This window comes from Umezakia ovalisporum Ak1311 (genome assembly GCF_029891685.1).
In the GTDB taxonomy this organism is placed as follows: Bacteria; Cyanobacteriota; Cyanobacteriia; order Cyanobacteriales; family Nostocaceae; genus Umezakia; species Umezakia ovalisporum.
In genome coordinates this window covers 1-15,133 of the sequence record NZ_JANQDJ010000042.1, presented here as the reverse complement: position 1 = coordinate 15,133, position 15,133 = coordinate 1, and the positions used below count along the sequence as shown (strand labels likewise).

Annotated in this window: 10 protein-coding genes and 2 pseudogenes; 7 read left to right on the top strand and 5 right to left on the bottom strand. The window is 42.3% G+C overall.

Annotated features, from left to right (window positions below):
* Positions 1-37: 37 nt before the first annotated feature.
* Positions 38-912: pseudogene (locus tag NWP25_RS07075) on the top strand (IS630 family transposase).
* Between the two features lie 80 nt (positions 913-992).
* On the opposite strand, the gene NWP25_RS07070 reads toward NWP25_RS07075, so the two are convergent.
* Both NWP25_RS07070 and NWP25_RS07065 read right to left on the bottom strand, forming a co-directional pair.
* Positions 993-1,607: a molybdenum cofactor guanylyltransferase gene (locus tag NWP25_RS07070; protein WP_280652227.1), complete on the bottom strand. Its 615-nt coding sequence runs from the start codon at positions 1,605-1,607 to the stop codon at positions 993-995.
* 18 nt (positions 1,608-1,625) lie between these two features.
* Complete coding sequence (locus tag NWP25_RS07065) at positions 1,626-3,683, bottom strand: thioredoxin domain-containing protein (protein WP_280652226.1); 2,058 nt, start codon at positions 3,681-3,683, stop codon at positions 1,626-1,628.
* A gap of 1,028 nt (positions 3,684-4,711) precedes the next feature.
* Between NWP25_RS07065 and NWP25_RS07060 the strand changes: the two genes are divergently transcribed.
* Together NWP25_RS07060 and clpP are read left to right on the top strand one after the other, a co-directional pair.
* A complete protein-coding gene (locus tag NWP25_RS07060) occupies positions 4,712-5,770 on the top strand; it encodes a polysaccharide pyruvyl transferase family protein (protein WP_280699084.1) in 1,059 nt (352 codons plus the stop codon).
* A 191-nt stretch (positions 5,771-5,961) separates the two neighbouring features.
* A complete protein-coding gene (gene clpP, locus NWP25_RS07055) occupies positions 5,962-6,564 on the top strand; it encodes an ATP-dependent Clp endopeptidase proteolytic subunit ClpP (RefSeq protein WP_280652224.1) in 603 nt (200 codons plus the stop codon).
* A gap of 257 nt (positions 6,565-6,821) precedes the next feature.
* On the opposite strand, the gene NWP25_RS07050 is transcribed toward clpP, so the two are convergent.
* Positions 6,822-7,691, bottom strand: coding sequence for a hypothetical protein (locus NWP25_RS07050; protein ID WP_280699093.1), 870 nt, complete (start codon positions 7,689-7,691; stop codon positions 6,822-6,824).
* 1,051 nt (positions 7,692-8,742) lie between these two features.
* On the opposite strand from NWP25_RS07050, the gene NWP25_RS07045 reads away from it, so the two are divergent.
* From NWP25_RS07045 to NWP25_RS07030, 4 genes are all read left to right on the top strand, one after another.
* Positions 8,743-11,082: a ribonuclease R family protein gene (locus tag NWP25_RS07045; protein WP_280652223.1), complete on the top strand. Its 2,340-nt coding sequence runs from the start codon at positions 8,743-8,745 to the stop codon at positions 11,080-11,082.
* Between the two features lie 17 nt (positions 11,083-11,099).
* Positions 11,100-11,720, top strand: a complete 621-nt coding sequence (locus NWP25_RS07040; protein ID WP_280652222.1) for a flavin prenyltransferase UbiX — start codon at positions 11,100-11,102, stop codon at positions 11,718-11,720.
* 60 nt (positions 11,721-11,780) lie between these two features.
* Positions 11,781-12,467: a LapA family protein gene (locus NWP25_RS07035; protein WP_280699083.1), complete on the top strand. Its 687-nt coding sequence runs from the start codon at positions 11,781-11,783 to the stop codon at positions 12,465-12,467.
* A gap of 311 nt (positions 12,468-12,778) precedes the next feature.
* Entirely contained in the window at positions 12,779-13,324 is a 546-nt protein-coding gene (locus NWP25_RS07030) for a shikimate kinase (RefSeq protein ID WP_280652221.1), read from the top strand.
* Between the two features lie 268 nt (positions 13,325-13,592).
* Here NWP25_RS07030 and psbC read toward each other — a convergent pair whose 3' ends face one another.
* Entirely contained in the window at positions 13,593-14,981 is a 1,389-nt protein-coding gene (gene psbC / locus NWP25_RS07025; RefSeq protein ID WP_280652220.1) for a photosystem II reaction center protein CP43, read from the bottom strand.
* Positions 14,965-15,133, bottom strand: a pseudogene (locus NWP25_RS07020) (photosystem II D2 protein (photosystem q(a) protein)); the annotation flags it as partial. The pseudogene NWP25_RS07020 and the gene psbC, both read right to left, overlap by 17 nt.

The following is a 15,133-nucleotide window of genomic DNA, read 5'->3' as shown; positions in this document are numbered from 1 at the left end:
TCCCTTTTGACGTGAAACCATCCCTTGCTACAGGTATATGCCCAAGTGCTACAGTTACAACCTTCGTCAAAAACTAATCCAAGGGATTGAAATCCATGGCTTGAAGAAAACTGAAGCCAGTCAAATGTTTAATATTAGTCCCAACACCATTACCCTATGGTTGAAGGGAAAAACCGAAACGGGAGACTTCCAAACCTTGTCTAATCGGCCACCTGGTAATGGTCACAAAATTACCCATGGGGAAAAATTTCGTGATTTCGCTTCCGTACATGGCGATAAAACCCAAGTAGAGATGGCCTCACTTTGACCTGAAGAAATTAGCGATCGCACAATCTCAAGAGCTTTAAAAAAAATTGGTTTTACGCGAAAAAAAAGACCTACAGCTACCGTGAGGGCCATGAGGTCAAAGGACAGGCTTTCGTAACGCAGTTGTCTAAGCTACCTGTGGAGAAGATTGTATACCTCCATGAGTCAGGAATGGACAACTGACACCAGTATGATTACGGTTGGAACTCAAAAGGACAGCGCTTCCATGCACTTAAATCAGGTCGTCGTGAAGGTCTGGTGAACATAATTACCGCCCTGTGTAACCATCATCTGATAGCTCCTTTCACTGTTGAGGGTCCGTGTAATCCAATAGTATTTGAGACTTGGCTTAAAGCTTGTTTGCTTCCCACACTCAAACCGGAACAGGTTGTGGTGATGGATAATGCCACATTTCATAAAGGTGGGCGCATTGAACAACTGATTCAGTACCCAGGGTGTAAAGTGCTGTACCTAAGACCTTATTCTCCACACCTGAATCACGTTGAAAAATGTTGGTCTTGGTTAAAAAGTCGAATCCGCAAAAAACTTGAGCATTTTGATTCTTTACGGGATGCCATTGAGGATGTCTTGCTTTTTGCGTCCTAACCTCCTTGGCGGTTGCTATAATTGTCACTTAAATTTGTGAATATTACTATTTTGGCTTTATTGGTAGTGATACTTTACTTTTATTTGACCAAAGCCAGGTCTTCTGGTGTATTACAGTTAAATAACATTTCCGGTGTTCGTAAAGACAAAACATGTATAGGCTGCTGATTCAGCCACTTTTGGAATGACCGCCCGCCTTGATTGATAAATTCTAAGAGTTGGGGTAAACAGCGACGGCGATAAAAACCACATAAAGGTTCCCAACCTTTTGTATGATGAACCAAAGTGGCGATAGCTTCATCCTCTACATAATTGAGTTCAGTGGTCCATGCTGTTAATATTTCAACCTGTAAGCGAGGTAAATCACAAGCCAGCAACAACACCCAATCTGTTTGTACTTGTGACAGTCCTTGGGCAAACCCTACCATTGGCCCTTGGGTGGAAAAATGGAGGGATGAGGAAGAAAAAGGTAATTCCCGAATAAATTGGCAATTAGGTAAAATTAAATCTTGATAGCGTTCTGGCCAAGGGGTAACTACATAAACATGATCTGTACAACCTGCGGCAACACTACAAACTAACTGCAACAAAGGTATACCGCCAATAGAAATCAGGGCTTTATCCTTACCCATGCGAGAACTTTTGCCACCCGCCAATACAATAGCACTTAGTAAGGAATTGTGGTTTCTGCTCATGTGTGTTAATTCACCCCCTCACGCCCTAGTCTGACTGTGCAGCACTTGCAGTAACAACTGTTCTTCACTTTCTGCTGGTGTCAAACACTTCAAACCTTGGCAAACTAAACCGACGCTGCCTGGTGGTAAGTCAGATACCACAGTAAACACCGTCACCGACAGATACTGGGGCACAAGAGGAATTATGTGCTCAATGGTGCTGCGAATTAAAGTACAATTACGATACCAATCTAAGGCGCTAAACAAGCTAGGACAAGCCTGGGGTGCCTTAGTCATGACGCTACTAAAAGCTTTTAGTCCTTGCTCGGCTAAATCAAGATAGTGGAGCTCATCAGTTAGTAAGGCTAGACGGACTAAATTAGCCATCGCCACTCCGTTGGCAGATGGTGTGGCGTTATCTGCATAACTGCGTTCACGCACAATTAAATCTTGGCTAGCATCACTTGAAGTATTGTAGTAGCCACCTAATTCCACACTCCAGAGAAACTCGTTGAATTCTTCTTGAAGTGCGATCGCTGCTTGTAACCAAGATTTGTCTTCAGGGCAACAAGTTTGTAAATCCAGTAGTGCCTTAATAAAAAAAGCATAGTCTTCAGACTGAGCTAACACAGCTGGTTGACCTTGATAGTTGAGTCTGTGGAAACGCCCATTGATGAGCTGATGTTGCAAAATAAAGTTTGCTGCTTGTGCAGCCATTTCCAGATATGACGGTTGTTGAAATACCCCACCCGCCCTGGCTAACCCAGAAATCATCAAGCTATTCCAAGCCACTATCATCTTCGTATCTGTCACTGGGGGAATGCGCCCAGGCCAGCCCCCTGTTTTTGCTTCTTGGTTATTGGCAGCAGGGGGAAAAGTTTTCAGTGATTCTGGCTTTTGGCCATAACGTGCCGCAAACAATTTACACAGTGCAATTTCTATTGTTCCACGTAGTTCCCCCTGATGGCGGCGTTGCAAAACATTCTTACCTTCAAAGTTCCCATGACGGGTGACTGTAAAATCTTTTTGTAATTCTGTTAGTTCCTCTGACGTTAACAGTTGTTCAAGTTCACTGAAACTCCAGACGTAAAAAGCCCCTTCCTCCGGTTCTACATCCCTAGGGCTAGTAAAACTATCAGCATCTTGAGCAGCATAAAAGTAACCTTCTGGGTCTGTCATTTCCCGCCGTAGCCATTCAATAGTACCAGCCACACACCTAACAAATGCTGGTTCTCTGACTCCATCGCTCCATAAATTGGCTAAATACTCGACAATTTGACCATTGTCATAGAGCATCTTTTCAAAGTGAGGTACTGTCCAAGTGGGATCAATAGTGTAACGGTGAAAGCCACCACCCACATGGTCATAAACACCCCCTAAGGCTAAATCTAGTCCGCGTTGAGTACAAATTTGCTTGCCATCATATCGGGATGAAAACAAAAATCGAGTTCCCCGTAATGCCAGTTGTGCATGGGGGATCATGGGGAAGCTGTTACCGGATTGATTGGGAGTAATTACGCCCGTGTTAGTTTCCCAACCTTGGCGGAGCAATTCATGTTCTTGAACTTGATTGGTAGCGTCATTTTGCAATATGGCAGAGGTGACGAGGGACTCAATAATTACTGATTTACGTTGCCTTAAATCCTCCTTTTCTGTGTCGTAGTAGTGGCGCAGGGCTTGCAATACTTGCAAAAATCCAGGACGACCATAGCGCGGTTCTACAGGAAAGTAAGTCCCAGCGTAAAAGGGCACTAAATCATCTGGGGATAAAAAGACATTTAAAGGCCAACCCCCTTGACCACTCATCATCTGCAAAGCTTGCATGTAGATACTATCGAGGTCAGGTCTTTCTTCCCTATCTAGTTTTACAGGTAAAAAATTGGCGTTCATGTATTCAGCAATAGCTGGATCAGAGAAAGCTTCAACTTCCATGACAGTACACCAATGGCAACTGGAATAACCAATGGAGAGAAAAATTGGTTTATTTTCCTCCTTTGCAGTTGCGAGAGCTTCGTCACACCAAGGCCACCAATCAATCGGGTTGTCAGCATGTTTGCGGAGATAGAGACTCTTAGCTTCGGCAAGGCGATTACTCATAATTTAGATGCAGACAGTAGCCTTCTTAGCCCAGTTTACCCTGTTCTTGGAAGTGTTCCCCCATAACCTCTAGACATGAACAAAAAACTCAACCACCGACTTATCCCTGGGGTAGGAGACCATTTAGTAGATAGTTAACTGATTGAGCAAGAAATTATTTATCTTAAAGATTGCAATAGCAAGCTGACAAGTTTTACTGGCGTTTCCCGTGACCCTGAGATCGTCCTTGTCTGAGTTCGATGATTGGGGCTAAGGCCTGCTATCAGGTAAAGTAAAAATGTAATTATGGCAGCTTGTACAAGTTTTTCAGGCATCGCAGGTATCCCTTTGTTAATGTATGTCCAGTAGGGTTTCTGTAAATACACGCCTTACTATTGGTTTACGGGATTGGAAAAAATTAACCGGATAATTGATGTTAAATATTTAAAAATATACCAATAGTTGACATAATTTTACTATGTATACACCTGATCCAGTGGTCTGTGGTAAACCCTTATATCTACAACGTGGTTTAGAGACAGGGTTTTTCTGGTGTAGAAAAGCTCTTGTTGTAGACAAGAATCCTTAATCTTTTAATTTGTTCCTGTTTAACCACATAGACAATAGACGTCTCTCCTCTATAGAAAGTGCCCGTGATAATTTTTGCCATCTGCCAATAGAGGAACAATTAGAAAAATTTTACCCAAAAACAGCAATCAATCCCTGCTCGAAAAAAAGGTACTAAATTTTACTTATTCCAGTCATAGAGACGGGGCTATTAGTTTTTTTTATTACATAAAGTTTCTATGTAATAAATTACACTAAATAAAACAAGGCCATCACTATGTTAATTATGCTCAGACCAGTTTCCATAGATGTGGATGGCGAACCTACTGGGAAAAATGACTAATACCAGACCTTTCACATCGATTTATTAGATTATTAGAGAAATTAATAGCTTCAAAATCTACATAATTGACATATACTGTTAAGCATTGCCACAATCAAACGTAAAGTTAAATATTACTAATATAGACACTTTGATTCTTATGAAAATTTTGATGATGGGCTATTATGGTTGTAACAATGTAGGCGATGATATATTTGTCAATCAATTAACAAAGTTTTGGGAATCACAGCAATTAATAGAAAAAGTTTTTGTACTGTGTCAAGATAACTATTACCATAGTACAGCAAAAAAAATAAAATTTTTTAGCAACAAATTGACAAAGCTGCAAAGGCTGTGGCTAATGCTAAACAGTGATTTTATTGTTTGGGGCGGAGGTACTTTAAATTTCAGTAGCAAACCTAAAAATTTACTCAGGCTGCAAACTTTCACCAAATTAATGGGTAAACGTTTTTGTTTTTTAGGTGTGGGTTTAGAAAGCTTTAAACCAGGAACTGAAAAAAACTTGGCGCAAATATTTGAAAATGCAGATTTTTTGTACGTCAGGGATAAGCATTCTTATTCACTAGTTAGTGAAAAAATAAATTATGCTAAATCTTTTCATTTGGGTGGTGATTTGGCTTTTTTAGACTTAGCAATATACGAAAAATATTTAAATAAAAAATCGACTCCCAATCATCTGAATAATATTTCTTTTTCTGGGAAGTTTTGGTGGGGTGAAGGCAGAGGAGAATTTTATGCACAACAGTTAATGCCATTAATTGAAAAATTTAACTCAGTTATTCATCTATTGCCAGCACATCAGGGAAAAGAGAGAAACGATAACCAGTTCCATCAATTGCTAAAAAAATATTTACCTGAAGATAACTGTCAGATTCATTCATGGGAGCAACCCGAACATTTTGTTGAAATACTCAGCAGGATGGATTTTCATTTTGGAAATCGTCTGCACTCCGTTATTATTGCTGATCTGGTAGGAGTTCCTAATCTTGGTATTGGTGATTATCCTTCAAAAATTAGCAACTACATTGAAAAAACAGGAATTCTCGCTCAACAAAGAATAGCGGCCTTTATGGAGCCAATATCCCTGGATCGAATTGAGCACATTTATCATCAATATCAAAGACCAGAAGAGTTTATTCTCAATGAATCGAACAGATCTAGAGAATGTCTAGAAAAGTTGTTACAATGTGATAAATAAAGTTTCTCTGGGTTTACTGAGTAAAAATGAAGGAAACACTGAGCAAAAGTAAATCCCTTTGTTAGACAGGAGTTTTCATCAAGGCTTGAAAAAGTGAGCAATAAGTGAGTAATAATTTTTGTGCCTTGAGGCAGGACTAGTATCAAGTCGATAAGATAGATATAAAATTAAGATACCTACAAGCACGCTCCATGATTCCTATCGTTGTTGAACAATCGGGTCGAGGCGAACGCGCCTTTGATATCTACTCACGACTATTGCGTGAGCGCATTATATTTTTGGGACAACAGGTTGATAACGACATTGCTAATTTGATTGTTGCCCAACTACTATTCTTAGATGCTGAAGACCCAGAGAAAGACATTTATTTATATATCAATTCTCCGGGTGGTTCGGTAATGGCTGGTATGGGTATTTTTGACACCATGAAGCACATTCGTCCTGATGTTTGTACTATTTGTACCGGACTGGCGGCCAGTATGGGTGCCTTCCTCCTTAGTGCAGGCGCTAAAGGTAAGCGGATGAGTTTACCCCATTCTCGGATTATGATTCATCAACCCTTGGGTGGCGCCCAGGGACAGGCGACTGATATTGAAATTCAAGCGCGGGAGATACTGTACCACAAACAACGGTTAAATGAATATTTAGCTGAACACACTGGTCAACCAATTGAGCGTATTGCTGAAGATACTGAACGCGACTTCTTTATGTCTCCAGGGGAAGCTAAGGAATATGGCTTGATTGACGAAGTGATTGACCGTCACGCTGCTGGTAGTCGACCTGTGGCTTTATGAATCAGTAGTGTGTTTACCCCCCTAATTTTAGATTGTGGATTGAAATAAAAATTTCCTTATCTAAAATCCAAAATTGATTGACTTGAGGAGATGAGGGAGATGTGGAAGGTTTGCTTTCTTCTTACTCCCCACCCCTTCAGCAGTGGGGACAATTCGTCACCCATATGATGTGGTAAGCTACGGCGATGCAAATAATGAATTACATCTACCGCATTTATCTAGATTTTCATCAATGGGTAATCATGCTTCAGAAGACGTCAAAATCCCGCTACTGGGTCTGGTTGAGATTCCAAATGTTTGAGGAATCCCTGTAATTCTTCTTCGGTTAGCAAAGTGCGTCCCCGCTTGCCGTAAGTTTTAATTAAATGCTCTCTTCCCTGTTCTGCTGTCCAGCCCAAGCGCTGAAGTTCAACATCTGTTTTGGCAATGACATCAGACAAATCAACTGGTTCATTTTTCTTCTTTTTCTTAGCTATCGCTGTTTGAGTGTTCACATTGTCTTGGGATCCATAACTGCGAGGCGTGAATGGCGTAACATTACTCGCAAAATTACCCGAATATGTCTGAATTTCCAGTTGGTTATCAGGCATTTTTTCCCGGTTTTCAACTTGGGGATCGGGTTCTAGTCCGTTATTGGTTGTGGGAACATTTTGATTTAAATCTTCGCTGTGGGTATGGCCATTATCAGGGCTTTGGGCATCGATGCTTAAAGACTCTGTTTTGATATTCTGTTCGCTGACAGGCGATAGATATATTTCTCTGACTTTGGGTACTGACCACTGGCTAGTGGCAAAGTCTTGATCTGTGGAGGAATAGCTAGCCTGATCAGACTGGTTCAATTCTACCTTTACACTTTTGAAGGCAGGATTTAACTGCCCTGGGGATGTTGCTTGGGAAGGGAATTCTACTGATGTTTGTGGAGAATCGCTTATGCCCAAAACCATTAATGCTCTGGTTCTGGCTTGGTCTTCTGCTACTTCTATTGTTTCTGCCCCGGCCATACCAGTCGCACGGGTAACGCTGTCAATTTGGATCCAAGCCCGGACAATATATTTGCCTTGAAAAATTTGCACTAGTTCAGTAATGATACTGCCGTTGGGATACAAGCTCTGGAATTGAGCCAACATCAACATAATAATACTGCCACCAATCTAAATCTGCTTTATGACGAAAAAGTGGACTAATTTTTCCTGTGTTTCCAAAAAAGAAAAAATAAAAGTTTGTTCCTTATTCAGAACTCAGGACTCAGCACTCAGATGTTTTCTGATTGTAGCAGTAGCTGTTAGTTGCGTAACTCTAAGTGGCTACTGTTTAAATGCTATACTAATTACCCAATTCTAGATCCGGAATTATTTCCTGTAAGTACGCATTAAATCTACAATAATGGAGATAAGGTTTGCCCCACTGCTTGTTAAGCTGCTTACCTGATTGTTACCGATTCTACATGTAGGACAATCGGGATAACCGGCAGTTTATCCTACTTACACATCAGAGTCTTATGGTGAAAGTACCTGAAATCTAGACAATCAAACACTTGTGGTTTCCCTTTGTAGCGCTTGTGCTCTGCGTGGAGAGTTATCCCAACGCAGCTGATCAAAAACTCGTTGCGTAATTACCTAGTGGGACTCAATTCCAATCAAGTGTACTGTCTTAAATTGGTTTAGTTGAAGGAGCTTGTACCCAGACAAACTCTGAGATGATTTTGCAGTGAGAGGTTTGTAGATCTAAAGCGGCTTCCCGTCAAGGTGAGTCGGCTTCCTTACCCTGAAACAGGAACTCTGCCTCAAGGCAATTCGTTTCCAGCTAGTGCAGTTAGGCAGAAATGACCGACTATCTGACAACAAGTCGTTCGCGCATCGTCTCCCTTTGGGAGAAAGCTACAAATAAAACTGACTTTCCATGGAAACTGAAAAATCCTCTCCAAACCTTTCCCCTGCAAGGAGAGATATTTTAAAATTTCCCCCTTCTCTAGTAGGAAAGGACGGTAGGGGTTAGGTTATACGATAATCTTTCCTCATGACCTGAAAAGTCAGCAGATAAAAAGGTCTTTTGACTTTTGCGTAGCAGCACTAGTTTCTGTAAGCCGTGTTCGCACAGCGTCTCCCCTTGGGAGAGGGTATACAGGAAAAGTCCAGATTGAATGAAAAATGATGTTTTGACCAAAGGTCGGTTCACTGCATGGAATTTTCTATCGCTACACTCCTTGCCAATTTCACTGATGATAAATTGGTAGCTCGTAAAGTTTTGGAAAAAAAACTGGGTTGCGAGGATGAAATTAGTTTACAAAAACTTCACATTGCCTTGGAAGTTTTGGAGAAAATCGGAATTTTGGTGAAAGAACGCGGCAAATATCGCCGGGTGGTAGAAGAAGGGGTAATTGAAGCAAAACTCCGTTGTTCTAGTAAAGGGTTTTGCTTTGCCATTCAGGATGTGGAAGGATCTGAGGATATTTATATTCGTGAAAGCCATTTAAGCAATGCTTGGAATGGTGACCGCGTTTTGGTGAGAGTCCTCAAAGAAGGTAGTCGTCGTCGTTCTCCCGAAGGAGAAGTTAAGCTGATCCTGGAACGTTCCAACCACACATTACTGGCAAGAATTAAGCCAGTAGACAATGGTTTTCGTGCTGTACCCTTAGATGATCGACTCCTATTTGAACTGAAAATCCAAGCCAATGGTATAAAATTAGAGGAAGCCATTGACCACCTCGCTCATGTGGAAGTTTTGCGTTATCCCCTGGCACAATATCCTCCATTGGGTCGAGTAGTACAAATCCTGGGCAGCGATGCTGAGGCTGCTGCTGATATAGATTTGGTAACTTGTAAGCACGATCTATCACGTAATTTCCCGGAAGCAGTGCTAGACGCAGCAGCTAAGTTGCCGAAAAGACTTCTGAAAGCTGACCTGAAAAACAAATTAGATTTACGCAATTTGTTTACATTGACAATTGCGGGTGTGGATTATGATACTAAATTCATTGAGAATGGTTTTAGTTTAGAAAAAACAACAGAGGGACATTGGCTTTTAGGCTTTCATATTGCTGATGTTTCCCACTATGTCCAACCTGACGAAACCCTAGATAGAGAATCTGCGAAGCGAGGAAGGTCAGTATATTTGGGAGATCTCGTGCTGCCCATGTTACCCGAAGTTGTGGCAGAACGCTGCTCCTTCGTACCAGGAAGTGATCGCCTAGCCCTCTCTTTTTTAATTGCCATTGATCCACAATCCGGAGAAGCTTTAGAGTGGGAAATTCAACCGAGCCTGCTCAATGTAGATACAGCACTGAGTCGACAAGCAGCAGAAGCTATTCTCATAGGTGAATCTCAACATGAATCTCCAAAGGTAATTGAAATCGTCCAAGGTCTAGAAACATTGTGCAAAGCAGTGAAACAAAGGCGTTTAGCTCGTGGTAGCTTGCAGTTGAATCTACCACCCAATCAAAATCCCTACTATGATGAGGGGGTCTTAGGAGCAGTATTAGTCAATGATTTACCAGTGAGATCGCTTTTAACAGAGTTGGTGCTACTAGTTAATGAACTCATGGCTAAACATTTGAGCGCTTTAGGTATTCCTGGCATTTGGCGAGTCCAAGGTACACCAGATACTGAAGATGTTCAGGAAATGCTGAAACTAGCCATCAATTTAGGCGTAGAACTAATACTAGGGGCAGAAGTGGAGATCCAACCTTTAGATTATCAGCACTTAACTAGGGCTTTTGCTGAATCACCATCAGAGCAAGTCTTGACTTATTTATTGCAAGACACACTCAAGCCAGCTTCTTATAGCACAAATAAAGGAACACACTTTGGTTTATCATTACAACAATATACTCACTGTACTTCCCCTCTGCGAAGATACCCAGATTTATTGATGCAAAGAGTGTATTATAGGCTAATAGAACAGGGACGCGATCGCCGCAACACCCGTGTGAAAGAGCGGGTTAACCTGCGCCACTCCTCTTCTCACAGCGAAATTAACTGGAATGTTCTCCCGCCAGAATTGCAACAAGAACTCCAAAGTGATTTGAATCGGGTAATTATTCAAATTAATGATCGAGAAAAACAAGTCCAAGAAGCTGAAGCCGATTTAGCAGGACTGCAAAAAGCACAACTGATGAAACAGCGCATCGGTCAGGTGTTCCATGGGGTAATTACTGGTGTGCAATCCTACGGCTTCTTTGTGGAAATTGAAGTCCCAGCAGCACAATCCAATGTGGGACAAGATATCAGCGTACCTTTACGGGTAGAAGGACTTGTACATGTCAGTTCCCTCAAAGATGATTGGTATGAATACCGCGCCAGACAACAGGCACTATTTGGGCGCAAAAATCGAGCTTCTTACAGACTCGGCGATCGCGTAGCTGTGCAAGTTAAAAGTGTCGATTATTATCGTCAGCAAATTGATTTAGTTACCGTCAGCACTGATTTTGTACCTAAAGGTTTGGGTATCAATGCTACTAATAGTGAGGCATCAGATATCTATTTACCAAGCAATTTAGATACTTATGCAGAAGATGAATAAACTTTACTAATAGTAACGTGTCCAATAACTCAAAACCGCTTATATTAGGCATATCTGGTGCATCTGGCCTCATTTACGCTGTTCACGCGCTTAAATATCTGCTCGCAGCAGACTATGAGATTGAACTAGTTGCCTCTAAATCAACTTACATGGTGTGGCAAGCAGAACAGGAAACTCGAATGCCAGCAGAACCAACTGCACAAGAGCAATTCTGGCGAGAAAAAGCTGGAGTAGCTGTTGGGGGTAAACTAAGCTGCCATCCTTGGGGTGATGTGGGAGCCGGAATTGCCAGTGGTTCTTTTCGCACCTTGGGGATGATTATTATGCCATGCAGCATGAGTACAGTGGCGAAGCTAGCAGTTGGCTTGAGTTCCGACTTACTAGAACGGGCGGCGGATGTCCAGATTAAAGAAGGGCGAAAGTTAGTCATCGTTCCCCGTGAAACGCCATTTAGCCTGATTCACCTGCGAAACTTAACAACTTTGGCAGAAGCTGGAGTCAGAGTTGTACCAGCCATTCCTGCTTGGTATCACAATCCTCAAACCATAGAGGACTTGGTTGATTTTGTAGTTGCCCGTGGTTTAGATCAACTGGATATTGATTGCATTCCAATTCAGCGGTGGCAAGGAAGTAAGTAAAAAGGTAAAAGTAAAAAGGTAAAAGTAAAAATATAGTAACTTTTGCCTTTTGACTTTTCTATGGCTGTAATTCGCGTAATTCTTTTGTCAGCAGTACTAGGAGTACTCACACTCTTGTTAGTTCAAAATTGGTCCCCTGTTCTATCCCTTGTATTTTTGGGTATGGTAACTCTGCCGTTACCACTGGCAATGTGGATTTTTTTTAGTACTGCTGCTGGTGCTTTCACATCCCTACTCATTACTACCTTGGTGAAGGTATCAGTTTATTTTGGCGGACAACAACGCCAAAGACCATTTAAATCAGCCGGAACTTCACCGCCCACGAAAGCAAGATATAGGGAAGAACCTCAACCACAAACCTATAAACCTTTTTCATCAGCTAGTAAAACCGACTCTGCTGACAGTAGCGCATTTGATGATTGGGAAACAAATGACAGTAGAAATGATGATTGGGATTTTGATGAAAAGCAACGATCAGCACCTAGCCCTAGTTCTGAAACTCCACCGATGAAAGAATCTCAAAGCTACCAACCCCAACAACAACCTCAAAACACCACTTACTCCTACAACTATCGTGACCCAAAAAATACTGCGGTGGGAAAAACCGAATCAGTTTATGATGCTGATTACCGGGTAATCATCCCGCCTTATCAACCACCGACTACTAATCAGGTTGATGATGAGGAGGATTGGACGTTTTTTGAGGACGACGATTCTGAGGATGAAGATAGGCCTTCCCGTAAGTGAGCTTTTAATTTCCAATGAACCAAAAATTTCCAGGCTTGATGTGAAAGAAAGGCAAAATAGCAAAGTTTTCACAGCCGTTGCAGTCTCAATGAGAGAGTACACCTTCACGAGACTCTTGCTTCACTTTATCGTTCATAGCAGCCTCCTGCAAAGCCATAAATGCATTGAATCATCGATTTTAACTTGTGGAAATATTACTTAAGTAATCTTAAATACATAAGTGACTAGAATAGCTGTAAATGCTTTCAGTCAAGGTAATTTTAAGAGTTAGGATAATAGTAAATTCAAGCCTAATTGGAGCAAAACCACTGGTGAGCAGGTTATTAAAAGGAGTCAACCTTTACTTAATTGGCATGATGGGTGCTGGTAAGACCACGGTGGGAAAATTATTAGCAAACCATCTGAGTTATAAATTTTTAGATACCGATGATATAATTACCCAATCAACAGGAAGATCCATCAATCAGCTTTTTGCTGAGGAAGGTGAAGTAGCGTTTCGCCAGTTAGAAAGTAATGTATTGGCACAGGTGTGTGCCTACACCCAGTTGACTGTAGCAACAGGCGGAGGCATTGTGTTAGAGCGACAAAACTGGAGTTACCTACACCACGGTTTAGTTGTGTGGCTAGACGTACCAGTACAATTACTCTACACCCGCCTGGCAGAGGATAGAACAAGACCGTTGTTACAAGATAGTGATCCCCAAGAAAAATTGCGATCGCTTCTCGAACAAAGAACACCACTTTACTCCCAAGCTGATCTCAAAATCACTGTGACAGAAGAACAAACAGCTGAAGAAATTGCTAACAAGGTCATGGAGGGGATTCCTGGGGTTCTTAAACAAGAACTTGCTAAATGAACATTGAGCAAGACTACTGGCCAAGCTTCCGCCCAGGCTGTTCAACAAAATCTGCTGTCACAACTTTTGTTTCTTCTCGACGTCCTAACTCTTAAATTCAGGCTTTAGCTTGGGAAAAGGCAAAAAAAGCGATATTTCGCAATTATATTTATATATTTGTCTAATTAGTTTAATTGTCTCACATGCCACCATTGATAGGAAAAGCCCTTGTTATTAGGCAAGGGCTAGTGAAGTATTTAATTGTCAGTGATGAAAGAAAACGTACAACCTAGTCAAGGTCATTCATGAACAACACTGGCTCGGTTTGACGGTTAATTCCTTTCTCAAAACCACCAGCAGCAGCGCGGGCGCGACCAGCGTGCCATAAGTGGCCAATGAGGAAGAAGAAACCTAATACAAAGTGAGATGTTGCCAACCAAGCACGAGGAGATACGTAGTTAAATGAGTTGATTTCGGTAGCCACGCCACCCACAGAGTTCAAAGAACCTAAGGGCGCGTGGGTCATGTATTCAGCAGCACGACGAGCTTGCCAAGGCTGAATATCATTCTTGACTTTATCTAGGTCAAGACCGTTAGGACCACGTAGAGGCTCTAACCATGGACCTTGGAAATCCCAGAAGCGCATGGTTTCACCACCGAAGATAATTTCACCAGTGGGAGATCGCATCAGGTATTTACCCAGTCCTGTGGGGCCTTGTGCAGAACCAACATTAGCACCCAAGCGTTGGTCGCGAATCAAGAATGTCAAAGCTTGAGCTTGAGACGCTTCGGGGCCAGTGGGACCAAAGAATTCGCTGGGGTAAACGGTGTTGTTATACCAAACCATGGTGGAGGCGATGAATCCCATTAAGGAAAGAGCGCCTAAGCTGTAGGAAAGGTAAGCTTCGCCAGACCAGATAAAGGCACGACGGGCCCAACCAAAAGGCTTGGTGAAGATGTGCCAGATACCACCAGAAATACAGACCAAAGCAACCCAGATGTGACCACCGATGACATCTTCCATGTTATTGACGCTTACAATCCAGCCGTCGCCACCGAAGGGAGACTTAATCAAATAACCGAAGATCACCGCAGGGTTTAATGTAGGGTTAGTAATAACACGAACATCACCGCCACCAGGTGCCCAGGTGTCGTATACACCGCCAAAGAACATTGCCTTCAGCACCAACAGGAGGGCACCACATCCGAGGATGATTAGGTGGAACCCGATGATGTTAGTCATCTTGTTCTTGTCTTTCCAGTCATAGCCAAAGAAAGAGGAGTACTCTTCTAAGGTTTCTGGACCACGGACGGCATGATAGATGCCACCAAAACCCAGCACAGCTGAAGAAATCAGGTGGAGTACACCAACTACAAAGTAGGGGAAGGTGTCGATAACTTCACCACCAGCACCAACGCCCCATCCAAGGGTGGCGAGGTGAGGAAGCAGGATTAAGCCCTGCTCATACATTGGCTTTTCGGGAATGAAGTGAGCGACTTCAAATAAAGTCATCGCTCCGGCCCAAAATACAATCAAACCAGCATGGGCAACGTGAGCGCCAAGCAGTTTACCAGATAGGTTGATTAAACGAGCGTTACCAGACCACCAAGCAAAGCCTGTGGATTCTTGGTCACGTCCGCCGCCTAATACAGTAGGTCTATTAGAGAGCGTTACCACGGGGTAGAACCTCCTCTGGGAATACGAATTGTTTGTGAGGCTGATCCTGAGGAGCCATCCAAGCCCGGATACCCTCGTTCAGCAAAATGTTTTTGGTATAGAAAGTTTCAAACTCTGGGTCTTCTGCTGCCCGTAATTCTTGGGAAACAAAG

Bases quoted from the DNA above. Each gene is read 5' to 3' on its own strand.
- NWP25_RS07070 (WP_280652227.1), bottom strand. From the start codon at position 1,607: ATGAGCAGAAACCACAATTCCTTACTAAGTGCTATTGTATTGGCGGGT.
- NWP25_RS07050 (WP_280699093.1), bottom strand. From the start codon at position 7,691: ATGTTGGCTCAATTCCAGAGCTTGTATCCCAACGGCAGTATCATTACT.
- NWP25_RS07035 (WP_280699083.1), top strand. From the start codon at position 11,781: ATGGCTGTAATTCGCGTAATTCTTTTGTCAGCAGTACTAGGAGTACTC.
- NWP25_RS07065 (WP_280652226.1), bottom strand. From the start codon at position 3,683: ATGAGTAATCGCCTTGCCGAAGCTAAGAGTCTCTATCTCCGCAAACAT.
- clpP (WP_280652224.1), top strand. From the start codon at position 5,962: ATGATTCCTATCGTTGTTGAACAATCGGGTCGAGGCGAACGCGCCTTT.
- NWP25_RS07045 (WP_280652223.1), top strand. From the start codon at position 8,743: ATGGAATTTTCTATCGCTACACTCCTTGCCAATTTCACTGATGATAAA.
- NWP25_RS07060 (WP_280699084.1), top strand. From the start codon at position 4,712: ATGAAAATTTTGATGATGGGCTATTATGGTTGTAACAATGTAGGCGAT.